The 24,314-nt window shown below is 37.4% G+C and carries 30 protein-coding genes and 1 pseudogene; 6 read left to right on the top strand and 25 right to left on the bottom strand.

Annotation, left to right across the window (positions count from 1 at the left end):
- Positions 1-250 precede the first annotated feature (250 nt).
- The 13 genes from H5119_RS05365 to H5119_RS05305 all read right to left on the bottom strand — a co-directional run bounded on the left by H5119_RS05365 (position 251) and on the right by H5119_RS05305 (position 10,541).
- Positions 251-763, bottom strand: a complete 513-nt coding sequence (locus tag H5119_RS05365) for a DUF2878 domain-containing protein (RefSeq protein WP_182701488.1) — start codon at positions 761-763, stop codon at positions 251-253.
- Positions 738-2,000: a cyclopropane-fatty-acyl-phospholipid synthase family protein gene (locus tag H5119_RS05360; protein WP_077535246.1), complete on the bottom strand. Its 1,263-nt coding sequence runs from the start codon at positions 1,998-2,000 to the stop codon at positions 738-740. The genes H5119_RS05365 and H5119_RS05360 overlap by 26 nt, the downstream gene beginning before the upstream one ends.
- A 38-nt stretch (positions 2,001-2,038) precedes the next feature.
- Positions 2,039-2,776, bottom strand: coding sequence for a DUF1365 domain-containing protein (locus tag H5119_RS05355; protein WP_182701487.1), 738 nt, complete (start codon positions 2,774-2,776; stop codon positions 2,039-2,041).
- Entirely contained in the window at positions 2,769-4,025 is a 1,257-nt protein-coding gene (locus tag H5119_RS05350) for an NAD(P)/FAD-dependent oxidoreductase (RefSeq protein WP_182701486.1), read from the bottom strand. The genes H5119_RS05355 and H5119_RS05350 overlap by 8 nt, the downstream gene beginning before the upstream one ends.
- Entirely contained in the window at positions 4,022-4,732 is a 711-nt protein-coding gene (locus H5119_RS05345; RefSeq protein ID WP_182701485.1) for an SDR family NAD(P)-dependent oxidoreductase, read from the bottom strand. The genes H5119_RS05350 and H5119_RS05345 overlap by 4 nt, the downstream gene beginning before the upstream one ends.
- A gap of 2 nt (positions 4,733-4,734) precedes the next feature.
- On the bottom strand, positions 4,735-5,163 hold the full coding sequence (locus tag H5119_RS05340) for a nuclear transport factor 2 family protein (protein ID WP_182701484.1): 429 nt from the start codon (positions 5,161-5,163) through the stop codon (positions 4,735-4,737).
- A gap of 1 nt (position 5,164) precedes the next feature.
- On the bottom strand, positions 5,165-6,559 hold the full coding sequence (gene phrB, locus H5119_RS05335) for a deoxyribodipyrimidine photo-lyase (RefSeq protein ID WP_182701483.1): 1,395 nt from the start codon (positions 6,557-6,559) through the stop codon (positions 5,165-5,167).
- Positions 6,559-7,512, bottom strand: a complete 954-nt coding sequence (locus tag H5119_RS05330) for a DUF523 and DUF1722 domain-containing protein (RefSeq protein WP_077535241.1) — start codon at positions 7,510-7,512, stop codon at positions 6,559-6,561. Before H5119_RS05330 ends, phrB begins: the two co-directional genes overlap by 1 nt.
- An 8-nt stretch (positions 7,513-7,520) precedes the next feature.
- Positions 7,521-8,201: a ChrR family anti-sigma-E factor gene (locus tag H5119_RS05325; RefSeq protein WP_182701482.1), complete on the bottom strand. Its 681-nt coding sequence runs from the start codon at positions 8,199-8,201 to the stop codon at positions 7,521-7,523.
- Positions 8,194-8,817, bottom strand: coding sequence for a sigma-70 family RNA polymerase sigma factor (locus H5119_RS05320; RefSeq protein ID WP_077535239.1), 624 nt, complete (start codon positions 8,815-8,817; stop codon positions 8,194-8,196). Before H5119_RS05320 ends, H5119_RS05325 begins: the two co-directional genes overlap by 8 nt.
- Before the next feature lie 68 nt (positions 8,818-8,885).
- Positions 8,886-9,464: an LON peptidase substrate-binding domain-containing protein gene (locus tag H5119_RS05315; protein ID WP_182701481.1), complete on the bottom strand. Its 579-nt coding sequence runs from the start codon at positions 9,462-9,464 to the stop codon at positions 8,886-8,888.
- A 236-nt stretch (positions 9,465-9,700) separates the two neighbouring features.
- Complete coding sequence (locus tag H5119_RS05310) at positions 9,701-9,973, bottom strand: hypothetical protein (RefSeq protein ID WP_077535237.1); 273 nt, start codon at positions 9,971-9,973, stop codon at positions 9,701-9,703.
- A 217-nt stretch (positions 9,974-10,190) separates the two neighbouring features.
- Positions 10,191-10,541 carry a hypothetical protein gene (locus H5119_RS05305; protein WP_182701480.1) on the bottom strand — a complete coding sequence of 117 codons (351 nt, stop codon included), beginning with the start codon at positions 10,539-10,541 and terminating at the stop codon, positions 10,191-10,193.
- 184 nt (positions 10,542-10,725) lie between these two features.
- Between H5119_RS05305 and H5119_RS05300 the strand changes: the two genes are divergently transcribed.
- Both H5119_RS05300 and H5119_RS05295 read left to right on the top strand, forming a co-directional pair.
- Positions 10,726-11,355, top strand: a complete 630-nt coding sequence (locus tag H5119_RS05300; protein WP_182701479.1) for a hemolysin III family protein — start codon at positions 10,726-10,728, stop codon at positions 11,353-11,355.
- Between the two features lie 69 nt (positions 11,356-11,424).
- On the top strand, positions 11,425-11,721 hold the full coding sequence (locus tag H5119_RS05295; protein WP_182701478.1) for a GNAT family N-acetyltransferase: 297 nt from the start codon (positions 11,425-11,427) through the stop codon (positions 11,719-11,721).
- 600 nt (positions 11,722-12,321) lie between these two features.
- Here H5119_RS05295 and H5119_RS05290 read toward each other — a convergent pair.
- On the bottom strand, positions 12,322-13,248 hold the full coding sequence (locus H5119_RS05290) for a hypothetical protein (protein ID WP_182701477.1): 927 nt from the start codon (positions 13,246-13,248) through the stop codon (positions 12,322-12,324).
- Positions 13,249-13,487: 239 nt separating this feature from the next.
- On the opposite strand from H5119_RS05290, the pseudogene H5119_RS05285 reads away from it, so the two are divergent.
- Positions 13,488-13,640: pseudogene (locus tag H5119_RS05285) on the top strand (IS3 family transposase); the annotation flags it as partial.
- A gap of 181 nt (positions 13,641-13,821) precedes the next feature.
- Positions 13,822-14,055, top strand: a complete 234-nt coding sequence (locus H5119_RS05280) for a hypothetical protein (protein WP_138586746.1) — start codon at positions 13,822-13,824, stop codon at positions 14,053-14,055.
- Between the two features lie 64 nt (positions 14,056-14,119).
- On the opposite strand, the gene H5119_RS05275 is transcribed toward H5119_RS05280, so the two are convergent.
- Both H5119_RS05275 and H5119_RS05270 read right to left on the bottom strand, forming a co-directional pair.
- Positions 14,120-14,425 (bottom strand): MGMT family protein, encoded by a 306-nt coding sequence (locus H5119_RS05275; protein WP_077535230.1) that lies wholly within the window; start codon positions 14,423-14,425, stop codon positions 14,120-14,122.
- Entirely contained in the window at positions 14,415-15,317 is a 903-nt protein-coding gene (locus H5119_RS05270) for a LysR family transcriptional regulator (RefSeq protein ID WP_182701476.1), read from the bottom strand. Before H5119_RS05270 ends, H5119_RS05275 begins: the two co-directional genes overlap by 11 nt.
- A 122-nt stretch (positions 15,318-15,439) precedes the next feature.
- Here H5119_RS05270 and H5119_RS05265 point away from each other — a divergent pair, with 122 nt between their 5' ends.
- Both H5119_RS05265 and H5119_RS05260 read left to right on the top strand, forming a co-directional pair.
- Positions 15,440-16,522: an efflux RND transporter periplasmic adaptor subunit gene (locus tag H5119_RS05265; RefSeq protein WP_138586742.1), complete on the top strand. Its 1,083-nt coding sequence runs from the start codon at positions 15,440-15,442 to the stop codon at positions 16,520-16,522.
- A gap of 2 nt (positions 16,523-16,524) precedes the next feature.
- The gene (locus H5119_RS05260) at positions 16,525-19,593 is read left to right on the top strand and encodes an efflux RND transporter permease subunit (RefSeq protein WP_138586740.1); all 3,069 of its coding nucleotides are present in this window, start codon (positions 16,525-16,527) and stop codon (positions 19,591-19,593) included.
- A gap of 105 nt (positions 19,594-19,698) precedes the next feature.
- Here the strand turns inward: H5119_RS05260 and H5119_RS20770 are convergent, their stop codons facing one another.
- From H5119_RS20770 to H5119_RS05220, 9 genes are all read right to left on the bottom strand, one after another.
- Positions 19,699-19,779, bottom strand: coding sequence for an SEC-C metal-binding domain-containing protein (locus H5119_RS20770; protein ID WP_404936393.1), 81 nt, complete (start codon positions 19,777-19,779; stop codon positions 19,699-19,701).
- Positions 19,766-20,038: a PBPRA1643 family SWIM/SEC-C metal-binding motif protein gene (locus H5119_RS05255; protein WP_404936246.1), complete on the bottom strand. Its 273-nt coding sequence runs from the start codon at positions 20,036-20,038 to the stop codon at positions 19,766-19,768. The genes H5119_RS20770 and H5119_RS05255 overlap by 14 nt, the downstream gene beginning before the upstream one ends.
- Positions 20,039-20,215: 177 nt before the next feature.
- Positions 20,216-20,638, bottom strand: a complete 423-nt coding sequence (locus tag H5119_RS05250; protein ID WP_182701475.1) for a hypothetical protein — start codon at positions 20,636-20,638, stop codon at positions 20,216-20,218.
- A 339-nt stretch (positions 20,639-20,977) separates the two neighbouring features.
- Positions 20,978-21,481 carry a hypothetical protein gene (locus H5119_RS05245; RefSeq protein WP_182701474.1) on the bottom strand — a complete coding sequence of 168 codons (504 nt, stop codon included), beginning with the start codon at positions 21,479-21,481 and terminating at the stop codon, positions 20,978-20,980.
- Entirely contained in the window at positions 21,478-22,032 is a 555-nt protein-coding gene (locus H5119_RS05240; RefSeq protein WP_182701473.1) for a hypothetical protein, read from the bottom strand. The genes H5119_RS05245 and H5119_RS05240 overlap by 4 nt, the downstream gene beginning before the upstream one ends.
- A 2-nt stretch (positions 22,033-22,034) precedes the next feature.
- Positions 22,035-22,547: a hypothetical protein gene (locus H5119_RS05235; protein WP_182701472.1), complete on the bottom strand. Its 513-nt coding sequence runs from the start codon at positions 22,545-22,547 to the stop codon at positions 22,035-22,037.
- A 67-nt stretch (positions 22,548-22,614) separates the two neighbouring features.
- A complete protein-coding gene (locus H5119_RS05230; RefSeq protein WP_182701471.1) occupies positions 22,615-23,196 on the bottom strand; it encodes a hypothetical protein in 582 nt (193 codons plus the stop codon).
- Positions 23,197-23,223: 27 nt separating this feature from the next.
- Complete coding sequence (locus tag H5119_RS05225) at positions 23,224-23,799, bottom strand: hypothetical protein (RefSeq protein WP_182701470.1); 576 nt, start codon at positions 23,797-23,799, stop codon at positions 23,224-23,226.
- Between the two features lie 12 nt (positions 23,800-23,811).
- Entirely contained in the window at positions 23,812-24,312 is a 501-nt protein-coding gene (locus tag H5119_RS05220; protein ID WP_182701469.1) for a hypothetical protein, read from the bottom strand.
- Positions 24,313-24,314 lie beyond the last annotated feature (2 nt).

Genomic DNA, 24,314 nt, shown 5'->3' with positions numbered 1-24,314 from the left:
CCTATGTAGTGTGGTTATTCCCCATAAATAGGCGATAACGCAGCATAAATGCCAAACATGCGCTGCCCTTGGGTTCTGCCTAGGGGCAATTTACTCTTTGTTGCTCGGTTTTTACTTAGCCCACTCGATTACAAACCTCACGCCGCGATTAAATAGCCCCTAGATTGAACAAATTTTAATCCTGAAAGGCCAACAGGCCCTAGAACGATCATGTTTTTAATAAAATTGATATTACATTACGGCTAATGCCTTAGGTTCGATCAATGGCTACCGATGACTTTATTTTTTGATTTATAAAAACAATGAGTGTGAATACTGATGACCAAAGTAACCCATATGCAAGCCAAACTTGCCATAGGGGTAATCCAAAACTTATAACTCCAAAGCGTGCTCCAGCCCAATAGCTTGCAGGCGCAAAAATCAGGCAAACCAAAAATGACTGCCAGAGTTTTAATTTACTTAGAAAAAGCATGGATGTATTTAAAGAAAGTAACAGCGCGGTCCATAAAAAAACGAGCCATAGCGGAAAGGGATAAACTTTAAATTCTAACAAACCTACTTTAACAGCAATAAATTCTAAAAGCAGGGCTAAGGGAAGTGCCTTAATTAATAATAAGGCGTCTTGTTTTTTTTGTTTTGACAAAAAAAACATCAAAATAACAATCAAGCCACTGAAAATAAGTGAATTAGCTTCAAGCAGCAGGGATAAAAACCAGACTGCTTGAAACAAAGCAAAATTAATAAGCGAGTGCAATGTAGTCATTATTACTAACAAAACGAGGTTTACGAGCCATTAGATGCACCGTGCTTGTTGAGCGTGTTCTAAATGCTCCTTCGCAATAGGCAAAGTAAAATAACCACAAGCGGTAAAAGCGCTCATCAAATTTAGAGCGGTCTAAATCAGGCCAACTTTGTATAAACCGAGTACGCCAATCAGCTAATGTTCTCGCGTAATGCGCGCCAATATCGTTAACTGTATGAATAACCATATCGGTGTTATTTTTGATTTGCTCGCTCATCTCGTTAAGGGAAGGCAAACAACCACCCGGGAAAATATACTGCTGGATAAAATCAGAGTTTTTTAGGTAATGTTTATAACGCTGATCGCCAATTGTGATCGCTTGAATAAGCATAGCGCCGTTATCTTTTAACAGCTCACCGCATTGAGTAAAAAAACTTGGTAGATAATCATGACCAACCGCTTCTATCATTTCAATAGATACCAACTTATCGTATTTACCCTTAAGCAGTCTGTAATCTAGTTTGAGCAGTGTTATTTTACTATCGAGGCCAAGCTCTTTAACTTTTTTAGCCACATAATCATGTTGCTCGTCTGAAATAGTCGTAGTCGTTACATGACAATCAAAGTTAGTGGCAGCATAAATTGCAAATGCTCCCCACCCTGTCCCAATTTCTATTACTGAGTCACCATGTTGTAACTCAACTTGCTCACAAATACGTTTAAGTTTGTATTGTTGTGCCTCTTCAAGTGTAGCCTCTTTTGAAGGATAAACGGCGCTTGAGTAGAGCATTTCTTTGCTTAGAAATGACTCATATAAGTCATTGCCTAAATCGTAATGAGCGACGATATTTTTTTTCGAACCGGATTCCGAATTTTTATTTTTAATGTGATTAAATCGGTGGGCAATATTACTAAGAAAAGCGAACTTTTTTTCGAACTCATCAAGCTGCTTTTCGTTTATTGCAAATATTTCTATGAAGCGTGTCAAATTATCACAAGACCAATGTCCTAATATATATGCTTCACCAGCGCCTACGCTGCCAGACAGAGCAAATGCTTTATACATTGCTCTATCATTGACCGTAACGGTTACTTTAAAATCAGATGATATATCACCAAATACAGTTCGTTCATTATTATCATCTAAAACAATCTGCCCTGTTTTGATTGAAGAAAATGCTCTTATTACTAATTTTTTGTATAAATTGGCGAACCAGCCAGTGCTTTGTTCACAATTTAAGCTCGACACTTTTTCCATTTAAATACCTATTTATTTTTCTAACTATCTGTATGTGTTTATGGTTTGCCCGAATGCCCCAAAAAAGGCACTTTTTTTATAAATAACTTTAATGCTTGATGATAAATACCTTTAAAAATTGACCACGTCATGGCTGGAAAGCGTTTTAGCAGCTTACTCACTTCTTTGTTAGTAAGCTCTATACGCTTTAGGCGTAATGTTGCATCAAACAATAACTCTTCATCGCGCTTATTTTCAATATGTATCAATGTTTTATCAATTGAATGTTTGACATGCCAATGATAGTTCATATCCAAATTCATAAAAGGTGATACGGAAAAAACCTTCTTAAAGTTCACTTTTTTTTCTAGGGGGACTAAATAGTAATGGCGTTCATTCCAAGGTGTATTACTTACTTCAGCAATCATGTACGTAAAGCTATTATCGCTATTACCAAAGAAGTAGAAGTTCACGGGGCTAAAATAAATACCTAAACAACGCAATTGTCCGAGCATATAAACATGGCTAAATGTTTCACTTACCCCCAATGCGGCAAGTTGGTGATGTGCACGTTCAATAAGGGAGTATGTATTTGGCTGTGGTACGTGTGTTAGATAATCGGTTTGCTGAAATTTTAGCGCTTTAAAACCACATGTTCCTAACTGCTTATGGATACCATTTAATTGTTGAGGATTATTTATATCTACCCACATCATATATAAAGGATAACTAAAGCGATGCTCTTTAACAGCAAAACGGCGATGTTTTACATCGCCTAAATAGACTGCACTAGTCAAACTCGGCCCCAAGTTGTTTTGCCACATCTACACCGCTGTGTACGCCATCTTCATGGAAACCGTTGTACCAATAGGCACCACAAAAATAGCTATTATTATGGCCATCGATACTGTGTTTAAGTTTTTGCGCTGCGATAGAATCTTGATTAAATACGGGGTGATGGTAGGTGAATTCGCGCAAAATTTTGCTTTTATCTATCCCTTCAAGGTGATTAAGCGTGACACAAAATTGGGTATCTGATTGGATACCTTGCAATATATTCATCTGATAGGTAACAACGGCCGCTTTATCAGTATTATTATTAAGTAAATAATTCCAACTAGCCCATGCTGCTTTCCTATCTGGTAACAAGTTTGTATCTGTGTGCAGTACCACTGAGTTTTTAGTGTAAGGAATAGCGCCTAATACTGTTTTTTCTTGCTGCGTTGCATCGCCAAGCAATGCAAGCGCTTGATCTGAATGACATGCAAATATTACTTTATCAAATGTACTTTGCTCACCATTTGCAAATTCGATTATAACTTCATCGTTTTCACGCTTAACCGATTTAATACCTGTATTAAGTTTAATTTTGTCTGCAAAGCCTTTAATCAATGGATTAATGTACTGGCGAGAACCACCGGGTATTACATACCATTGTGGTCTATTTGTGATATCGAGAAGACCATGATTAAAAAAGAACTTAACAAAAAATTCAACCCCTACATTTTCCATTTCTTTTATGCTTGTGGACCAAATAGCTGCCCCCATAGGAAGAATATAATGAGATTTAAAAAAATCGTTAAACTTATTGTCATTGAGTAATTGACCCAATGATTGTTCACGCTGGTAATCATCTTTTTCATGCAATGCTTTACATAACTTATTAAACCTTACGATGTCGGATAATAAGCGCCAAAATTTTGGTCTAAAAATGTTTCTGCGTTGAGCAAATAAACTCGTAAACGTGTGTCCATTGTATTCAAAACCAGTGGCTTCATTATGAACACTAAAGCTCATTTGTGTTTCTTGTTTTTTAATACCTATGCGAGAAAGTAGTTTTTCAAAATAGGGGTATGTTCTATTGTTAAAAACTATAAAACCAGTATCTACTGCGTATTTAACGCCTTCTACAGTTACATCTACAGTTGCAGTATGACCACCAATGTAATCATTTTTTTCAAACAATGTGACGTCATAATGTTTGTGGAGTAAATGTCCACATGTTAAACCAGATACACCAGTCCCTATTATTGCTATTTTTTTCAACGGGTTAATCCTTTTGCTATTTTAAGCCAAAGCGGTAGAGGTAATATTCGTAATGCTTTTAATATAAGTGTAAAACGATACGGAAAATGTACGTCTTTGCGGCGTTTGTGTATTCCTTTGATCATATAGTCTGCGGCTTTTTCGGCCGTAACAGCCATAGGCATAGGAAAATCATTTTTATTCGTCAGCGGGGTTTTTACAAAACCGGGGTGGACCAAAGTCACATCAACATCGTTTAAATCCACGGCTAAACTCTTAGCTAAGTAACTTACGCCAGCTTTTGATGCGCCATAGGCTTCTGAGCGCGGTAAAGGAAGATAAGTCACACTTGAGCTAACTAATACAAGCTGTCCACCCGCATTTATTTTAGGAAGTAGAGCTTCAAGGCAGTACCCCATTGATAGTAAATTTACATTTATGACACGTTCGAAAAGTGCACTATCAAAATTTCGAGCATCATCAATGTATTCACAGTTACCCGCATTTAAAATAACGCGGTCAAAATGAGGAAAAACAATTGTGGCTTCCTTGATCTCTTGTAAGTTAGTAGCGTCAAATTTGCACGCTTGAATATTGTCGTATTTAGCAAGCTCTGCGAGTTTTTCACTATTACGCCCACATGCAATAACAGTGTCACCCATTTGTGCGTATTTAATTGCTAACTGCTCACCAATGCCTGAGGTAGCACCTGTTATAAGTGTGATCATAATTAGCCTGCCCTTTTATCTATTAACTTTATAACACTGCCGAGTAAGGGAATATGCTTGTACAACAGCTCACCCACATTAAAGTAATCTCTGTGCAAAATAATTTTGCCACCTTCAAAGATGAGTTTACTATGTCCTTCAACAGAGATGGTTTTACCTGAGGAAAGCTTTGGGTGAGCGTAGTGCATAGTCCAGTAAATGAAAGCATTATTATCACTGTGAAACGAATCACTAATATCAAACTGGCAATACTTAACATTGCAATATAAATTAGCAAAATATTTACGTAATTCTACAATGCCGTTTATTTCATGCATAGGGTCAATAAATTGTATGTTGTCGCAGTAAATATCATTTAATAAATCAAGATTGGTACTGTTAAGCTGTTGGTATATTGAAATAAACTTATCTACTGGTAACTGGTTATCCATATCACACCTTAAATGCGCTAAGCGCACGCTCTCGTGCTGCTTTATGATCAACTATTGCTGGCCAGTAACACTCCCTATCTTTACCCGTTGCGGCTAGGTAAGTATGTGGGAAATGAATGTGTTTATCTGGCACGTTTTCAAGCTCTGGCAAATACTTACGAATAAACTTGCCCGTTGGATCAAAGCGCTCACTTTGTCTAATTGGATTAAAAACTCTAAAGTAAGGCTGTGCATCGCATCCTGTACTTGCTGCCCACTGCCACCCACCATTATTTGAGGCTAAATCGCCATCAATTAGGTGCTGCATAAAAAAAAGCTCGCCTTCACGCCAATCTATTAATAAGTGCTTAGTTAAAAAGCTTGCAACCACCATCCGTAAACGATTATGCATCCAACCCGTTTGTTTTAGTTGCAACATAGCGGCATCAACTAATGGGTAACCTGTGCGCCCTTCGCACCACGCTGTAAACTCGCTTTCACTTTTTCGCCACACAACTGCATTGTACTTTTCGTTAAAGTTGTCACCACGGGAAAGCTTGGGAAATTCAGCAATGAGATGTCTGTAAAATTCACGCCAAATGAGCTCATTTATCCACGTAAAGGTTTTACTTTTTGATGTGGTTAGTATGTCTGGGTAACGCTGCTGAATATTGATCAATAATTGCTTAGTGCTCACTATACCCAGCGCTAAATAAGGGCTTAACCCTGAAGTGCCTTTTATACTTGGTATGTCACGCTGATCATCATAACTGGTGAGTTTGTCGCAGATAAAGTTATCAACCACAGTTGCCAGTGTTTCATCGTCAACTGGCCACTTTTCAGAGCTACCATCACTTTTTAATAAGCCACTTTCATCAAACTCAACGGGCTCAGAACTTAAAGGCCACGGCGGTAAACTAAAATGTGTATCTTGGTATTGTTTTAACCATGCTCGTTTAAACGGAGTAAATACTTTATACATTTCGTTACTTTGGTTTTTAACCGAACCAACGGGCGCTATTAAATCGCCTTCATACAAAGTAAATGTAATACAGAGCACGTCACATTTATCTAAAATCGCCTTATCACGATTTACTTCGTTAAGCTCATACTCTGCATTAGCAATTATGTGTTTTACATCATTCGCTTTACAAAAATCAATAAGCTCACGCTCACAATCAGAAAAGCTTGGTGCTTCTATAATGTGTAAAGTAATACCATAATCTGCAAGCTGAGATTGAAGATAAGTAATCCTTCGTTTTAGCAAGTCAATCTGAATAGGCGCGGCTTGATGTTGCTGCCACTGTTTTTCAGACACAAAAAAAATGGCGTGTTTAGCGCCATTATTGAGCGCTTGAATTAACGCTTCGTTTGAAAAAAGGCGCAAGTCGCGCCTAAACCAAAATAGTGTATCCATTAAATACCAAATCGTAGTTTTAAGTCATGAGGGTAAGGGTTAAAAAACACCTGTTTTTCAAGGTATTCATTTGGATGAACCTTCAAGTGATGTTTTAACAAGGTAAGTGGAACGTATAAAGGCACCAAACCTTCGCGATATTCGTCGATTGCATCACGAAGTTCTTGTTTTTCTACTTTTGATAACTCTTTTTTAAAGTAACCTTGTAAATGCATCAACGTGTTGCAATTGTTTCTGCGAGAAGCTGGTTTTTTAAGGCCGGTCATTAAACCTAAAATATACTCATCGGCAAGTGCGTTAATGTCGTCGCCGACGTAAGTTCCCAATAAGTTACCTAAATCACGGTAAGCTTGATAATTATGAGCCATTAACAAATACTTATACTGAGAATGAAATTGAGTAAGCTTATGAACCGTAAGCGGCTCCTGCACTAACTTTTGCCAATTTTTGAATACGTAAATTCTCATTACAAAGTTTTCACGTAAATGCATGTCGTTTAAACGTCCGTTTTCTTCACATGGCAATAACGGGTTGTGCTTCATTATTTGCTCAGCGAAAAAACCAATGCCTTCAGATGTATTCCCTGTTCCTGCTTCGTTGTAAATTTTAATGCGCTCCATGCCGCAGCTTGGGCTTTTTGCGCAAAATACAAATCCACTTAATTGTTTGGCTTGTTCAGTTGCAATTTTTTTACCATATTCGGTAAGTTGCTGACCAACCTCACCAGACCCATCAGGACGGCATACTTTAATAGTATCACCCACTCTCACTTGACGAATGGTTGGACGAGGGATCGGTAAACCTACCGCAACTTCAGGACAAAATCGTGTGTATTCAACGTGTTTCCCTAGCTCGTCCATACAAAAATTTGATTTTTTATGACCCGTATCAAATCTAACTTTTTCGCCTGCTAAGCAGGCGCTTATACCTATTTTTATTGTATCTGTTTGCATAGATTCTCTTAATAAATCAAGTTACCAATTGGATTAAGTAACTTACTGAAGCCCTTATTAAAATGTAGTGCACTACTGACAACTGTAAAGCACAAACAACCATCTTTTGTTAAAGGGGTATGTTGGTGACTACCATCTTGCCATATAAAATCACCTGGAACGTAGCTATCTTCTTCATCGCTAAATTCACCATCTAATAATAATGTGACCTCAAATCCTGTGTGTGTGTGCTCTGGTATTTCGCCACCCGCATCAATATGCAGCAAGCTAGAACGTAGAGCTCCATCGTCAAGCGCAACACGAGATCGGGCTAATTTACCTACTTGCGTAAATTTGCTATGAGAAATACGTGTTAAAGCACGTGGCAGTTGGTATTTGTGCTCATTTACTTTAATAGACACAGGTGCAACTTCGTAGACTTCATCAATCGAATTGTCAGATGTGATCATGTCTAGTAGGTTTAATTCAAATTCTTCAAATGACCCAGATTGCTCGATATGAGATTTCTCAAATTGAGTTGGCTGTTCACTAAATAGCTCATTTGCATTACTTGCTTCAATTTTAGCAACTTTTGCTTGGCATACAGGGCACATATCAACGTGGATAGACACAGCTAAGCTCAAAGAAGCGCTTAACGATGCTGAGCAATACTCTGTAAGTAAAGTTTCACTCGGGTGATGTTTAATCATGCTTATCTCCCATTTCGTTACGTAATTTCTGCAAGGCTAAACGTAATCGTGATTTTACCGTGCCTACTGGAATATTAAGTTGCTGAGCTAATTGCTCTTGCGACATGTCTTGAAAATAAACACCTCTGACTACCTCTCTTTGTGCAATTGGTAGTTTATCAAGGTAGCGTTTAATTTGTTGATCTTCTAAATGATCACTGTATTCATGGTTTGTATCTTCAGAATCATTTAACAGCGGCCAAATATCTTCGCTTATATTTTCTTCTTTATTACTCTTCATTTTACGAAGCATATCAAATGAGGCATTACGCATAACGGTGTAAACCCACGTAGTGGCAGCCCCTTTCTCACTGTTGTATAAATGCGCTTTGCGCCAAACAGATGTTAGTGTTTCTTGCACAAGCTCCATGGCTTGCGCTTCAACACCAAATTGCTTGATCCCAAAGCGTTTTATTTTTGGCGAAAAATACTCGAATAAATAAGCGAATGCTTTCTTATCACGGTTTTGTGCAACCGCTATTAATGCTTGCATCAGTTCAGAACTAGGCGTTTCTGGCATGGCAGTATACTTACCTGTATTAGGTTCACAACGTAGTGTTTGTTGTTGACTTACCATAATAATTTACCCCGTTGTTGCTTTTGTGTAATGTAATACGGGCAATAATTAGTTCAGGATCATAAAATTTAGGCAAATTCGTTATTAATTACAGTATGGAGGAAACTGAGTAAGTTATCAAAGTTTGTCTCAAACGCAAGTTGCTGTTTTTTCTCAATAGATATAGGTAATAGTTCAAGCCAACGGGCTGCAATCCAAGGCAACTTATTGAAGTGTGTTTGCTTATACAAAGTGTTTAATTCTGGGCTACCCAAAAATACACTTTTTAGCGCATCATGTAAGCGGTCGTTCTCACCAATTTCGTTATTAGAATCTTTATACCAATAAGGTGTATTACATTGTGAAACGAGACCATGGCGTAGTTCGTACTCGTCTTGGTAAACATCGTTTATTTGCACGCTTTGTGATGCAAATACATCAATTAAAAGCACGTCGTTATCGTCTTGATCAAAATCAATAATATCAACTAGGCAGCCTTGTGCGCTAATATTAAATGGTGTGTCATGCTCAAACGTGCAAAGCACAAACCCTGTATTATTTTTTAACGCGGTTTTAACCATATCTAAATAGCGAGGTTCAAATATGCGTAGTCGCGTGTAGCCTTCTGGTAAAATAAAAATCGGTAATGGAAAAATCGCACGTTTCATAAAAATCTACTTATTTCAAACACTCTGCCTTTATTTACGTGCGCTTTTGCTAAGTCGATCAGCTTTAAATGATTCGAATTAATTACCTGCCATATAATTAGTTAAATATTAAACCAACCACCCATAAATTTAAATATTTGAACCGAGTAATAAGCGCTGATCATGCTTACTACTGGTGCTAACATTAGTGCAAATAATCCAAGTTCACTGCTCATCGTTTTAATCCTTTAGATGGTTTATTTGACGTTTTTAACACTAGCGTCAGTATTTTCAGACACTGTATTATTCGTTAAAGTAGGCGCCTCTAATAACCCATCTAAAATAGTTTTAGCATCAAAATAAAGCGTTTCTTTTAAAGATTTTTCAAGCTCAAATGTAGTTTGATTAACGTAACTAGCTACACTTTGAGACACTATACTAGCTACATCTAGGTCAACTTCTGTTGCGTGTATTTGCGAAGAACCTAATACTAATAAACTGGCCATAGCGATTTTAATTGAATGTTTCATAATGGTATTCCTTGTTTGTGTATTGTTTAGACATAGTTATACAATCAAGGGATATGCCAACACCAAAGTAAAACATAACCACTTGTAATTAAATAGCTTTTAACAAAACGACTTAATTACAACCATTCATCTCTCGTTAATTTAGCCACACACTTTAATTTTTTGACCATTTTTTAGTTAAAGTTTACATCTATTATTTGAGTTCCGATTAAGGAGCTTATTTTTTAACGGGCAGCACTTTTCTACCTAAACGATATGCATCGACAATACTCAAGACCCAAACCACAATCATTAAAGGTAAATACTTATATTCTGCAAATTTAGCGCATGCATCTGACGGTTCATGTGCAGCATTTAAAATAGCCGTCACCGACATGGGAATTTTACCCGAAACAATTTCATTGGCCGTACACTGAGCAATCGCAAATATATCCTGAAGAGTTAAAATTAACAGTACAGAAAATACCCCCGCAAAAATGGCGCCTATTAAGTATTTTTTTAAAGAAAAATGCCCAGCCCCAGGATAAACAACAGCAGTAAGTAAAGCCGCTTTTAAATCTGTTTTCATGTTTATTTCAACTTATCATTTAGATTATAGTAGAGGTAAGCATAGTGAATTAATTTTCTTTAAAATCAAGTAAAAGCTAAATCGTTTATTAAATAAAGCGCTTCAGTATTGCTCAAAACTTAGATTGAAAATTTCAGCGTACACTTGTACACTAAAATCCATTCCAACAGTGGTAGGATCTGTTATGTCGCTAGAAGCGCCCTATTCTCGTAAAGAAGAACAACTCAATGTTATTAGTCATGCGCTAGGTATTATTTTTGCCGTATTTGTTATGTGGGACTTATTTAGCCAAGCCACCAGCACTAAAGCATATGTTAGTACTGCAATTTATGGCAGTAGCCTATTTGTGCTGTTTTTGTCATCCACTTTGTACCACGCCAGTATCCAACCACGCTTAAGAGCCTTTTATAAAAAGTGCGATCACTGCGCTATTTATTTACTTATCGCGGGTACTTACACTCCCTTCTTATTACTCTCATTAGACGGCATGTGGTCGTGGGCTACGCTTACATTTATTTGGACAGTAGCACTTGCAGGCGTTGCTTATAAAATACTTGTAAAAAATGGCAATAAAAAAATATCACTCGCCACCTATTTGCTGATGGGTTGGTTTGCACTGGCCATTGTATACCCACTTTATTCGCGTGTTGATGTAAACGCACTTTACTGGTTACTCGCCGGTGGTATTTTTTACAGCGTTGGTACTTTATTTTACAGTGCTAAAAGCACCCAATTTAGCCACGCAATTTGGCATTTATTCGTTATAGCTGGTTGTGTTTGTCACTATATCTCGATTAGTAATTATGTATACTAGGCTATGTGTAATTTCTAAAAATGTAACCTACAGCGATATACTTATTCTTCGCTGAATAAGGTGGTACATATGCTGATTATTAGAAAGTTTCAAAATGGTGATGAGCTAACATTAAGAGAAATCTTTTTTAACACAATCAGGAATGTGAACATTAAAGACTACTCACAGATACAAGTTCAAGCATGGGCCCCTGATGATTATGACCAACCTGAATGGTATAAACGGATCAGCGCTATTAATCCTTTTGTAGCTATTTTAAATGGTGAAGTCGTAGGTTATGCCGATGTTCAAGATGATGGTTATATCGATCACTTTTTTTGCCATTGGCAACATCAAGGCAAAGGTATTGGTAAAGCACTACAATAAAATACTACATCTGATCAAAGATCATTCGGAGGTGGCAGGTAATGTGCCGGCACAGAAAAGAAGTTGTATCAACGTGATAAGGGGTAAACGCCCGAGCGTTGGAGTGGTGACATCCACAATTGGGATTTACGAAAAGAAGCCTCCCTAGACTCTGAATGTGAAATCGTCAAAGTGGAGAGTGTATAACAGACATTGAGCAGATGTTATTACCAAAAAAATTATCTAAACCCCGCTTTTAAAAGCGATATTTACAACAATAACACTGAAAATTCTCAGGTTATTGAAAATGCTGCTATATAAAGTCGGAGTGCCTGAAAGCATGTGTACAAGAAAATAAAATTACTTGGACGTCGTCGAACATGCAGCGAGAAAAATCAAAAAAAATCACGAAGTGGTCAGTTCAATGCATGGTATTACATAGTGATCGCGACAACTAGGTTGACAAACACCGCTAAACACTTACTTTACTTCAGACCATCGACATGACTCTAAAAACTGCAAGTATCAAATTTGCCAACCTCTTTAAATTAAAGAAGCCCCATGTAATATGAGGCTATCAATAATTAAGTATGTTCCAGAGTCGGGGATAAATATATCAACTTATAATATTGTTTTTTCTTGTATTATCAAGTTTTCGATACCAATATCTATCCTCTTATTAGGGAAATAAAGTGCGTTACTATTGAACTCTTTAGACCAATACAACCCCCATTGAATAAAATTGGAAGTTATAGCATTTGGGTCCGTAGCTTTGATAGTTTGTAACTGCAAATTTGAAAAGGTTGGTGCCTTTGTTTGATATTCATGTTCAGCAATTATACGACCATCTTTTTTCAAAGTTACTCCACCAGTAGAAAGTGTATTGCCATCCTTTATAGTTATCTCTATTTTCCAAAGAGGAGCATTTTTATCATCCCAGTATAAAGGCCAACTATAAAGCTCTTCTTCATCCCAAGAACCATCAGCATGTTTATAATCAATAAAACGATAGTTTTGGTAATTAGCAACATCGTAATGTGAAAATTGCCATGTATTGTTATGTAAGGATAAATCCACATTGCCTCCTGGTCCACGTTTGAGCTTCAACGTAGTTATAGGGGGGTTGCCAATTGCAGCCCCAGAATCATCTTTAGAGTGAGGGTTCAATTTTACCCAGTCTTGAAAAATAATAACGTGGGATGGAGCTGTTTCTGGTGAGCCAGGGAAGTTATCAACTCTGAGATCAAAGCTATATTTTGTTTCTCTCCCTTTAACCCAGCGATTTTCATCTCTATATTTTGAATCTACTTTACGGCAGTTTGATCTCTTCCCTAATATTATATTTGTATTACAGTTTATATTAGCATCAGTATGGCTTTTATATTGCCAAGAGTTATAAGATAGATTCGTTCTTTCGCCATTTGCTGAACTATTTGCACGATGTTGTATATCTGGATAGATAGGAGTAAAGCCATCCGCAGAAAGTGAAGAGAAGCTGACAAAGCAAATGCCTGCTAACAAATTAAATTTTAAAAAACTATTCGACATGTGATTTTCCTTTATTTATAGAGAGTCCTGTCGTGGTCAACAAATTTCACAAATTGAAAATATATACTACGTAAGCAGTAATGTTAGTGACTATTCAGTCATAATTCTTGGTGAATAAACTAATGAGCTTTATAAGTACATCCTAAAGAAACTATCTGTACATCATATGTAATGACACCACTTGAATCAACCTAATTAGGTACAAAAATAAATGAGGCACGCATTAGAAAGTTCCAACCATCAGGCTTGTTGTCGACCAAGGTTACACATAAGAAGACGCAGCCAAAGCGATGTGGGTTGGTAAATCAACCGCCAGTAAGTGGGTTACTCAATTAAAGCTAGAGCGTAATGGGCAGTCACCATCAGCTTCGCCAATGACGCCCGAACGAATATCAAAGACATCCATCCTAAATTTTGCCTCCCAAAACGCCAATTAAAACACCATTAAACCCTCATTTATATTTCAGATTAAATTAAAGTAACCGATTGAACCCAAATAGAAACTCAACTATGGTTTATTTTATTAATAAAAAGCGAGCTAATCTACGGCTCGTGATATTTACCCGAGGTTTTGTGCAATTATTTAGCATCACTCGCATCAATACAGATTTTGGTATTTTCCGTATTTCTGGACAATGGAGTATTCAAAACCCGACTGTAAATAGCATTACCCTTAATTCAATTGAAATAATGGGAACTGATGGCTGGGTTTTGTTAAATAAAAAAAGTAAAAGTAATACCAAGCTAATTAGTTACTTGTTGCCACTTTTGTTGTCTCATTTATTATTAAAAAATAATACAGTATAAATATAACAAGAGTATAAGGTTTTCAGCGTTTACTCATAGCACTTATCCGCCAATAATAGTCATATCACTCCCAACGGCACTCACGCATATTCACTTTGTCGTTTTTAAACAATACACCTTCTGATAATAGCTTTTCTCGCTGCTCTTGGTATTTTTCGCTGCCCGCTGGGAACGCTATTTTGCCTTGGCTATTAACTACGCGATGCCAAGGGATAATAGAGTCGCTTGGCATCATTTTTAATAAGCGCCCCACTAACCGTGAATTTTGAGGATATCCCGCAAGGCTTGCTATTTGTCCATAGCTTGCTACTTTCCCCATTGGTATACCTGCGATAACAGTATAAATAAGTGTTTCTTTATCAATAGCCATTGTTGCTAGAATATTCCTTACTTAATTGCTTAAATTGCTCCCAAATAGTGCGTGCTACAGGGCCGTGATGAATAGCATGCTGTCTAAAGGCTCTAATTTGCGCACTAAATTGATGCTCTCTGTCAGTTATTTTTATTTCTTGCAGTAATCCCGCTTCTATTTCAGGCGCGCAATGCTCTAGGCTCATCATTGCCCAACCAGCTCCTGAGAGTAAAAATGACTTTAAGCTTGATACGTCATCAATTTTCATCATAGCAGCGCCCTTTGAGTAGGATAATCTTTCACTGTCTATACTTAAATCACTTTCAAACATAGCTAAACACGGATATGTTTGCAGCTCGCTATAACTAAGTGCTGAAGGGATGACCCCTTTGGCACTTACAATACCTATGTCGAGCTTGCCTATCGGTAAGCTTTCTAAATCACCTGTCGCATGAAATAAATCAAACCAAGGGCCAATCCCTAACTCGGCTTGACCACTATTGACGTGCTCTAATGAAATAAAGCGTTTACCACTTGTTAAACTAAATTCTGTGCTTGTGAATAATCTAAAAGTATTGCTTATGATCTCATTGTAACTTTGCATATGACAAAGCTGTTCGTAACAAATTCTAAACTGGGGCTCGTTCCCTAATGCTAATTCTTTAGCGAGTTGCGCTAATTCATCATTTGCATGAAGAAGCCGTTGTGCTTCACGGTGAAAAACACGCCCTTTTTCAGTAAGCTGTAATCTGTATTTGCTTCTATCTAGTAATTCAAAGCCAATTTTGGCTTCTAAATTTTTAATCGCTAAAGTAAGCGCTGGCTGTGTTTTATGTAGTTTTAATGCCGCACCACTTAAACTTGCGCTTTGCACTATGGCATCTAAAATTATTAATTGATTCAGCTTCATATAGCACTCTGCAACATCATAAATAAAACTTATTGAGTTTCTAAGATTTAATGATTTTTATTTTATATGTTTGCAGCGTATGCTGCACTCAATTATTTTGCCATCATTGCAACGGAGAAAACATGAAACTCTTTCGTCTATGTTTTTTAACAACTATATTACTTAGCTTAATAGCTTGCTCTGAACCAGAAAAGCAAGTTAAAGAAGACCCTATTCGTCCTGTTAAATTGTTCAACATAGGCCATGATTCACAAATAAATATTCGCAGTTTTCCCGCTGAAGTAGTCGCTAATCAAGGCTCATATCTTGCGTTTAGGGTAAATGGTGAGCTTGTGAAATTTCCGGTACTTGCTGGGGAGCATGTTGAAAAAGGCGATTTATTAGCAAAACTTGACCCAGAAGATTTTCAACTGCAGTACGACGAACGTAAAGCACGTTTTGAGCTGGCAAAATCACAACTTGGTCGAATTGAGCAATTATTTGAGAAAAAAATAACGAGCCAATCAGAATTAGATCAAGCCACTGCTAATATGCAAATTGCTGAATCAGCATTTAAAATTGCACAAACGAATCTTGAATATAGTGAGCTTAGAGCGCCATTTAGCGGCACAGTTGCTAAAGTGTTTGTGAAAAACTTTGAGAATATTCAAGCAAAACAAAATATATTGCGCTTAGAAACACGTGACTTAATGGATGTAGAAATTCAGGTTCCTGAGAAAATAGTCGCACGTTTCAAAAAAGGAACTAACTATCAGCCTACCGTTAAATTTGATGGCTACGACGATAAAGAATACACACTGACAATTAAGGAATGGGATACTCAGGCAAACCCTGCAACACTTACCTATAAAGTTGTCTTTTCACTGCCAGTGCCTAAAGATTTTAACTTACTCGCGGGTATGACTGGTCGCGTTTTAATAGATTTAAGCAAAGTAACGCGCTCGCAAGTGGCTTACACTATTTTACCTATCGAATCAGTTTTTTCTGAACCGCAAGAATCCACAAAAGATAATGCCTATGTATGGCTTTTTGACTCAGCAACTGGTGAAGTACACAAACAAGCAGTTAAAATTGGTCAACTTCACCGCGATGGTATTGAAGTGCTCAGCGGTATTGAGGAAGGTCAAATTGTTGTTTCAGCGGGTGTGCATTCGTTAAAAGAAGGTATGAAAGTACGCGCATGGAACAAAGAGCGAGGCTTATAAGTATGAGCTTTGCACAACTCTCCATAGAGAAAAAAGTCATCAGCTGGATGTTTACCTTACTGCTATTAATTGGCGGTAGTGTCTCGTATTTTGATTTAGGGCAATTAGAAGACCCAGAATTCACACTTAAAAAGGCCATGGTGATTACCATGTACCCAGGTGCTTCGCCGCAACAGGTTGAAGAAGAGGTCACCTTTCCTATCGAAAATGCAATTCAACAGTTACCCTATGTTGACTACGTTACGTCTATTTCATCTAACGGTAAGTCGCAAATTTCGGTAGAGATGAAAAGTACGTATCGTAAAGAGCAACTTCGCCAAATTTGGGACGAAATGCGACGTAAAATTAACGATCTTTCGCCTTCTCTGCCAAGTGGTGTTTACCCTAGTACTATTTTGGACGATTTTGCCGATGTTTACGGTGTTATGTACTCGGTAACGGGTGATGGTTATTCGTATGATGAACTTAAAGATTACGTAGATTACTTAAAACGCGAACTCGTCCTTGTTAAAGGGGTGAGTAAAGTAACAATAGCTGGCGAGCAACAAGCCCAAGTGCTCGTAGAAATATCTACCCGAAAGCTAGCTCAACTAGGGATTGCGCCTAGTCATATTTTTCAATTACTGCAGTCGCAAAATACGGTATCAAATGCAGGAAAAATTCGCGTCGGCGATGAATCCATCCGCTTACACCCTACTGGTGAATTTAAGGATGTAAAAGAACTCGAAACCCTTCTTATTTCAAAACCAGGTGCAAGCGAACTTATCTATTTAGGTGATGTGGCCAAGGTTTATAGAGAATACGCTGAAGTACCAAACAATGTTATTCGCTTTAACGACAATCAAGCACTTTTAATTGGCGTGTCGTTTACATCTGGCGTTAATGTCGTTGATATTGGTAAAAATATAGATAAACATTTAGCATCGCTTGAGTACCAACGACCTCATGGAATTGACATAAGCTCAGTGTATAACCAGCCAAAAGAAGTGGAAAAGTCGGTTGATGGGTTTATTGTTAGCCTATTAGAAGCAATTGCGATTGTTATTGTTGTATTACTGTTATTTATGGGCTTAAAAAGCGGTATTTTGATTGGTGGTATTTTACTGCTTACTGTATTGGGTACCTTCATCTTTATGAAATTGTTTGCTATCGACTTGCAACGCATATCGCTGGGCGCACTCATCATTGCCCTTGGGATGTTGGTTGATAACGCGATAGTGGTAACCGAAGGTATTTTAATAAACCTTAAGCGCGGGCAAACTAAGCTAAAGGCTGCCGTTAATATAGTAGAACAAACAAAGTGGCCATTACTGGGAGCAACCGTTATTGCAGTCACGGCCTTTGCCCCCATAGGTTTAAGCTCTGATGCCAGTGGTGAATTTGCTGGTAGCTTATTTTGGGTGTTATTTATTTCTCTCTTATTGAGCTGGATAACAGCCATTACGCTTACACCATTTTTTGCCAACTTAATGTTTAAAGAAACTGAGTTTAAAAATGAGGAAGGCCAAGAAGAAGACGATCCGTACAAAGGATTTATTTTTAATGGCTATAAAGCTATTTTAGATGGTGCAATGCACTTTAGAAAAACCACACTTATTTTAATGGTTATTTTATTGTGTTCTGCTGTGGTTGGTTTTGGATCTGTGAAACAATCGTTTTTTCCTGCTTCTAACACCCCAATGTTTTATGTTGATTACTGGCAAGATCAAGGTTCTGACATTCGCTCAACCTTAGAAGGTATTAAGCAACTTGAAGCATATTTACAAAGTAATGAATTAGTAGAAGAAATTACAAGTACTACAGGTCAAGGCGCGCCGCGCTTTATGCTTACCTACGCACCTGAAAAGTCATACCCCGCATACGGGCAATTGATTATTCGCGTAAAAGATAGAGAAGCTGTTGCAACAGTAATGCAAAAAGTACGAGACTATTCAGTAAATCATGCGCTCTCTGCTCAGCTAAAAATTAAACCTATGGAAATAGGCCCATCTACTGATGCTAAAATAGAGGCGCGTTTCTCTGGTCCTGATCCCGTTGTTTTAAGACAGCTCGCTGCAAAAGCGCAAGAGCTGATTGGTAACGATGATGGTGCCTATAATATTCGTAATGACTGGCGTGCACGTACCAAAATGATTCGCCCACAATTTAATGAACAAAAAGCACGTCGCTTAGGGATCAGCAAATCAGATCTTGATAACGTATTACTTACCAGTCTTTCGGGTAAGCAAGTAGGTGTATACCGTGATGGTACGCAGCTGTTGCCTATTATTGCACGCTCACCAGCTAACGAGCGTTTAAACGTAGAAAGCGTGCATGATTTACAAATATATAGCCCTGTTCTAGGTGTATTCGTGCCTGTAACTCAAGTTGTTGATGAGTTTATTGTGCAGTGGGAAGATAGCCTAATAATGCGCCGTGATCGTAAACGAACCATTACCGTAATGGCAGATAATAATGTATTAGGCGACGAAACACCCGCTAAGCTATTTGCTCGTATTCGCGGCCCTATAGAAAACATGGTGTTACCACGCGGTTATGAGTTGGAATGGGGCGGCGAGTTTGAATCATCAAGTAAAGCTCAAAAAGCAATATTTGGTTCATTACCACTTGGTTACTTAGCGATGTTTGCAGTGACTGTTTTGCTGTTTAATTCAGTTAAGCAACCTTTGGTTATTTGGGCAACGGTGCCATTAGCTATTATTGGTGTCAGCGCAGGCTTACTCATTATGAATACAGCGTTTAGCTTTATGGGGTTACTTGGCTTATTAAGTTTAAGTGGTATGTTAATTAAAAACGGTATTGTATTGGTCGATCAAATAAACTTGGAGCTGCGAGAAGGTAAATCACCTTATGAGGCTGTATTTGACTCAGGCGTGAGCCGTGTAAGGCCGGTAGCAATGGCTGCAATCACAACAATTTTGGGGATGATACCTCTGCTGTTTGATGTATTTTTCCAATCAATGGCAGTGACCATTATGTTTGGTTTAGGCTTTGCCACCATTCTTACTTTAATTGTGGTTCCAGTACTGTATACCGTTATCTTTGGAATAGATTACGAACCACGAAAGTAGTTGAGTTTATAACCAAACATGCGTAAAAAATGCCACTGATTAAAACTCAGTGGCATTTTTAATACTATAAAAATAAGAAAGGCTATTTATAAAAATCGTATTAAACTAAGCACAACACTTTTTATACTTTTTTTCACTGCCGCATAAACATGGTGCGTTACGTTCTAGGGCCTTATACTTTATCAAATACTTGTGGTGTTGACTTGCTAAGCGCAAAGTCAAGTTCCCGAATATCTTCTGGTACTTCTGCTTTAACTTCAATTGAAGCAAGCAGCGAATGCTCTTCTAATATGGCTTCTATTTCTAATTGTCGTTCAACTGAGTTTACAACTAACGTGAGCGGGTATAACTCTGTGCCTGACTTTGCCGTACGTTTAGGCGCAAACCCATTACTGTTGTTTTTACCCATTATGTCGGGCTTACCCATAAAGATAAACTTTGACATGTTACTTCTATACTCTTTCTACATCATTAGAGCGCATCTTAGCAGCTTACCCATAATATAACTAAGCCTAAGCCTTTATAAACAATAGCTTTAGTAAAAAGGCTTAACTAACCTGAACTCTGGATAATAAATCTATCACTGCTATTGATTCCTGAAGTTTAATTCACCAAATTACTATTAAAACTTGTTTGTGATATATAATCTGACGTCAATTTTTTCAATGTTAGTAAAGTACATACGAGACAAGTTCCCTTGCTTCTCCATTCTTATTTTAACAGTATCACACCCTTGCGGTATGGATTGGCGTTCGCTGCGAATTTGAGGCTTAACTATGTAGCTGGCGCGTTCGTATCGTACGCCATACGAAAGGTCACTCGCTAACGCTATATCATTGCAATATACAATAACCTTCATTGCAAAGTTTGACGAATACCACGCCGAATTTATACCCCCAGTAAGCTCAATGTCTATTTCATTTAACCCAAATGTTCCATATATCGGAAATTCTACTTCATAAGCTACTTCTGCGTATTTATCGACCCCATTATCTCGTCTATAAAATTGTGTTATTGCTTGCATATCGGATTTATTAATATGCATAGCTTCACCAATAAAATAGGTCGGTAGAGCCAAAGTATTATTTGCAATCAAGCAAGCGCACAACATTAAAAAATATTTCATGGGTTGTTCCTTACGATACCATTTTTATAAAATATTAATCAGTTTTACGGACTAAAAAACCTACTTGCCATGTTAAAGTTCACTTAAACATGGCAACCACATAATGTAATTTATACTTTATTGTTGAGTTATTTCTCTGTCGTGGTAACTGATTATTTAGCGTGTGTATTAGGACCGGTTAATCTTTAAGGACTAAAATTTGACCTTGAAAGATAAAAAGCCATACTGAAAAGGCACTAAATAAGTGCCTTGCAGTGATTAAAATAGCTTTTCTATTATTTGAACATTAAATTCAAGATTTGTGACACGGGTATAAAATTGACGACTTAAATGCCCTTCTTTATCTATTCGAACAGTCAGCGCTTGGCAATTTCCACCCGTATTTAGCGTGTTAGTAAAACTTGGCTTAGCTAAGTAAGAAATGTTTTGGTATCTATCACCATAATCAAGATCTTCACCAATAAATATTGGTTGATCTATATATGGTGAATCACAGGTAGCAGACAAACTCACCGCCATATTCCCTGCAAACCACCTTGTTTCGACTTTTCCACCAATGCGGTACGTTAAGTCCTGAGCATAATCACCGTCTACATTAACTTTTGCTTGGTAAGCTATAACTGCTTCGCTGCCAGCATAAGGTACTTTTATTGGCAAGAAATCACTAAATTTCAGTTCATATATCGCTCCCCCAACATCAACAGGTTGTGCAATAGCAGCAGAGCAAAAAAATAAGCTAGGTACTAAAAGTAGTGCCTTCATTTTAAAAGCTCATAGTTTTCGTTACTCAAACCTGAAGTGCTGTTCAGCAAGTTAATTCGGCCTTGGATATTAGCGTCATTATCACCATGCATAGTTTGAATAGTCAGCTTAACTTCATTGCAACTTAACGAGTTAGTTTTTACTAACGATTTATTAAATGACAAGTGGCTACTCAATGAGCTAATTTCTTCATTGGTGAATTCGCTATTATTTTTCCTTTCTTGATATAACAGCTCATCATCACAATAAAGCGCTACATCGACTTCGTGCAAAAATTCATTATGTAGAATATCTTTATACGAACCCGTACATGTATTCTCTTGCCACTGAGTGCAAACCGGTTGCATTTGTGACATTAACTCACCATTGCCCTGCACATCTAATTTAAGGTCAACCACTGCAGCACTTTCAAACTGTTTTGGGTACAACACTAGCTCATATCGATTATCTTGTTGTTCCATATCGACATTAGAAAATACTTGGCCAATCTCTGATGCAAAACTCATCGAATTTGCAGTAAGTAAGCCTACACTTATGATAATTTTAAACATTTTTATATCTCTCCTTGAGTTATACCAAGAGCCTGAACTGAAATAGACAGCGAAATATTTTGAATTCGCGTATAAAATTGACGACTCAAAGACCCTTCCTTAAATAATTCAACCTTTAGTTGCTCACATCCGTCAAGGTTATGTCTCAATTCAGTAATAGCAGGCTTTGCAGGAATAGATTGACCTGCTTTTCGCTGACCATACACTTTGCTCATACCTATTGGGATACCATTACAACTGAGCTTAGTTGTCATAGCAAAATTAGAAGCAAACCATCTAGCAGATATTTCACCATTTGCATTAAAAATAAGCGAAGATTCAGTATCTGTAATATCTATTAATGCTTCATAACCAGTCACAACCTCTCTGTTTGCCCAAGACATAACAATAGGCCTGAAATCAGTTTCAGTTAAAGTTACCATTTCCTTGCCAACATTGAGCGTATTTGTTTGCTCCTCGGCATAACTACTTCCCGCGCCTGTAATTAAGGCGAACGCTATTAGTAAATTTTTCATTCTACATCCTTATTGTTTATTAAATGTGCTTCACTTAACTGTAAAATAAAGCACTAATTCCGCTAATTTATAACTCTTCTGAAATAGAAAGACTTAAATCTAGATTACGGGGCTGAATTGCCGTAGCTGTGAATTCAAACTTCATCGTTAATGTATCGCAACTTCCATTTGTTACTACTGATTGCGAGATATAAAATTTATCTCCCGAATCAGAGGCGCTAAACGTTCCACAAGATACTGTTAAGTTCATATGTCTGTCTGTTCGACCAGCAATATCAAAAAATATTGGCTGACCAAAGTCATTATAAACGGGCAGTGATATTTCAAACCCCGTATATTTACGTACTACGAGTGGATCTAACCCTGGACAAGTGTAAACAACCGTCGTAAAAATGGGCGTGAAATTCTCTTTATTCAATATATAACGTTCCCCACCTATATAAATAGGATCAGGTGTTTGCATTTGGCTAATATATTGCAACGGGTCTAAAATTGGATCTTTAATATATGCGCAAGGCTCTATTGGGGGCCATGGTTGCACTGGTGGGATACCAATTATCTTATCAGCTCCACTATCCACTTTGGCAAGCACCGTGCCGCTTAAAGTAATAGATATAATGGTTCCAATCAGGAAACTCAGTACTTTCATTTTAAGATCTCCATTAAATTTTGAAAATTAAAGTTGTTCAGATATCGTTACTGTTAGATCTATAGTAACGGGTGCCGTACGGTCTGAAAATGTAAATTTTACTTTCATATTTTTACAGCTCTGCGCTGTATTTTGTTGTTTAGAAATGACAAATTTATTCCCTGAATCACTAGCATTGAAAGTACCGCACGAAGCGGCTAAGTTCATTGTTTTATTAGAGCGGCCATTTATGTCAAAGAAAAGGTTTTGACCATAATCACCATCTACAGGGAAAGTAACTTCATAACCAACCAAAGTATTAATGATAATAGGATCACCTCCTCGGCAAGGTCTATGAATCACTCTTGTGGAATAAACTGGATTAAAATCTGACTTATTCAAAGTATATCTGGCACCCCCAACATATATTGGCTCACTTAAATTCATAGGCTTAGCAGCATCAAGCATTTGTTGTTCTGAAAAAGAATGATTTCTTTCAAAAGGTTCACAAAACCTATCTCTATGGTCACAACATCGTACAAGAGGAGATTCCTCAAAGGCCATTACTTTTGCTGTTAGCATACTTAATGCGCAAAAAAATATCGTTACTATTTGTTTTTTCATATTTTTATTCCTTTAAATTAAATTCAAATAAATGATTAAATTAACGTTAAAAGCATCTATTGTTGCTTCATTGTCTAAGACTGAAGAGCCCATTTTACTTACTTTCAGTTTTAACTTCTTGCATTGCCCATCTGTTTGTAGTCGCTTATAAATCGAGAAACGCGCTGGTGTGAGTTTACCTCTGCGATTTAATATCAAATCTGCATCATAACCAACGTCAATACCCGAGCAGGAAGCATCCATTTCAACTTTTAATGGCTGCCCACCAATAGAGCCAGCGGCACCGCCGCTAATATCAAAAATCAATTCAGGATAACCCTCTAGATATTCATCATATTCATCGAGTAATACATCTATTTCGGCTTCATAACCTGTCACGCTTCCATTAACGAAGATTGGTTCGAAATCACTATCTGTATAGCTATATTGGGTGCCGCCTACATAAATTGGCTCTACCGCACTGGCTCCAAAAGTAAACAACATTAATAGCATTAAAGATTTAGCTAACTTCATTT

It is taken from the genome of Pseudoalteromonas sp. SG45-5 (assembly GCF_014164085.1).
In the GTDB taxonomy this organism is placed as follows: Bacteria; Pseudomonadota; Gammaproteobacteria; order Enterobacterales; family Alteromonadaceae; genus Pseudoalteromonas; species Pseudoalteromonas aliena.
The sequence above is the reverse complement of the archived record's forward strand: the minus strand, read 5'-3'. Positions and strand labels throughout refer to the sequence as shown.

What these genes read in the sequence shown, in the direction of transcription:
- H5119_RS05310 (WP_077535237.1), bottom strand. Translation starts at nt 9,973, where the DNA reads ATGAAACATTCAATTAAAATCGCTATGGCCAGTTTATTAGTATTAGGT.
- H5119_RS05245 (WP_182701474.1), bottom strand. Translation starts at nt 21,481, where the DNA reads ATGAAGGCACTACTTTTAGTACCTAGCTTATTTTTTTGCTCTGCTGCT.
- H5119_RS05250 (WP_182701475.1), bottom strand. Translation starts at nt 20,638, where the DNA reads ATGCATATTAATAAATCCGATATGCAAGCAATAACACAATTTTATAGA.
- H5119_RS05290 (WP_182701477.1), bottom strand. Translation starts at nt 13,248, where the DNA reads ATGTCGAATAGTTTTTTAAAATTTAATTTGTTAGCAGGCATTTGCTTT.
- H5119_RS05265 (WP_138586742.1), top strand. Translation starts at nt 15,440, where the DNA reads ATGAAACTCTTTCGTCTATGTTTTTTAACAACTATATTACTTAGCTTA.
- H5119_RS05365 (WP_182701488.1), bottom strand. Translation starts at nt 763, where the DNA reads ATGACTACATTGCACTCGCTTATTAATTTTGCTTTGTTTCAAGCAGTC.
- H5119_RS05360 (WP_077535246.1), bottom strand. Translation starts at nt 2,000, where the DNA reads ATGGAAAAAGTGTCGAGCTTAAATTGTGAACAAAGCACTGGCTGGTTC.
- H5119_RS05230 (WP_182701471.1), bottom strand. Translation starts at nt 23,196, where the DNA reads ATGAAAGTACTGAGTTTCCTGATTGGAACCATTATATCTATTACTTTA.
- H5119_RS05315 (WP_182701481.1), bottom strand. Translation starts at nt 9,464, where the DNA reads ATGAAACGTGCGATTTTTCCATTACCGATTTTTATTTTACCAGAAGGC.
- phrB (WP_182701483.1), bottom strand. Translation starts at nt 6,559, where the DNA reads ATGGATACACTATTTTGGTTTAGGCGCGACTTGCGCCTTTTTTCAAAC.
- H5119_RS05295 (WP_182701478.1), top strand. Translation starts at nt 11,425, where the DNA reads ATGCTGATTATTAGAAAGTTTCAAAATGGTGATGAGCTAACATTAAGA.
- H5119_RS05235 (WP_182701472.1), bottom strand. Translation starts at nt 22,547, where the DNA reads ATGAAAAATTTACTAATAGCGTTCGCCTTAATTACAGGCGCGGGAAGT.
- H5119_RS05225 (WP_182701470.1), bottom strand. Translation starts at nt 23,799, where the DNA reads ATGAAAAAACAAATAGTAACGATATTTTTTTGCGCATTAAGTATGCTA.
- H5119_RS05325 (WP_182701482.1), bottom strand. Translation starts at nt 8,201, where the DNA reads ATGATTAAACATCACCCGAGTGAAACTTTACTTACAGAGTATTGCTCA.
- H5119_RS05300 (WP_182701479.1), top strand. Translation starts at nt 10,726, where the DNA reads ATGTCGCTAGAAGCGCCCTATTCTCGTAAAGAAGAACAACTCAATGTT.
- H5119_RS05330 (WP_077535241.1), bottom strand. Translation starts at nt 7,512, where the DNA reads ATGCAAACAGATACAATAAAAATAGGTATAAGCGCCTGCTTAGCAGGC.
- H5119_RS05220 (WP_182701469.1), bottom strand. Translation starts at nt 24,312, where the DNA reads ATGAAGTTAGCTAAATCTTTAATGCTATTAATGTTGTTTACTTTTGGA.
- H5119_RS05260 (WP_138586740.1), top strand. Translation starts at nt 16,525, where the DNA reads ATGAGCTTTGCACAACTCTCCATAGAGAAAAAAGTCATCAGCTGGATG.
- H5119_RS05240 (WP_182701473.1), bottom strand. Translation starts at nt 22,032, where the DNA reads ATGTTTAAAATTATCATAAGTGTAGGCTTACTTACTGCAAATTCGATG.
- H5119_RS05275 (WP_077535230.1), bottom strand. Translation starts at nt 14,425, where the DNA reads ATGGCTATTGATAAAGAAACACTTATTTATACTGTTATCGCAGGTATA.
- H5119_RS05305 (WP_182701480.1), bottom strand. Translation starts at nt 10,541, where the DNA reads ATGAAAACAGATTTAAAAGCGGCTTTACTTACTGCTGTTGTTTATCCT.
- H5119_RS05270 (WP_182701476.1), bottom strand. Translation starts at nt 15,317, where the DNA reads ATGAAGCTGAATCAATTAATAATTTTAGATGCCATAGTGCAAAGCGCA.
- H5119_RS05345 (WP_182701485.1), bottom strand. Translation starts at nt 4,732, where the DNA reads ATGATCACACTTATAACAGGTGCTACCTCAGGCATTGGTGAGCAGTTA.
- H5119_RS05255 (WP_404936246.1), bottom strand. Translation starts at nt 20,038, where the DNA reads ATGTCAAAGTTTATCTTTATGGGTAAGCCCGACATAATGGGTAAAAAC.
- H5119_RS05340 (WP_182701484.1), bottom strand. Translation starts at nt 5,163, where the DNA reads ATGGATAACCAGTTACCAGTAGATAAGTTTATTTCAATATACCAACAG.
- H5119_RS05320 (WP_077535239.1), bottom strand. Translation starts at nt 8,817, where the DNA reads ATGGTAAGTCAACAACAAACACTACGTTGTGAACCTAATACAGGTAAG.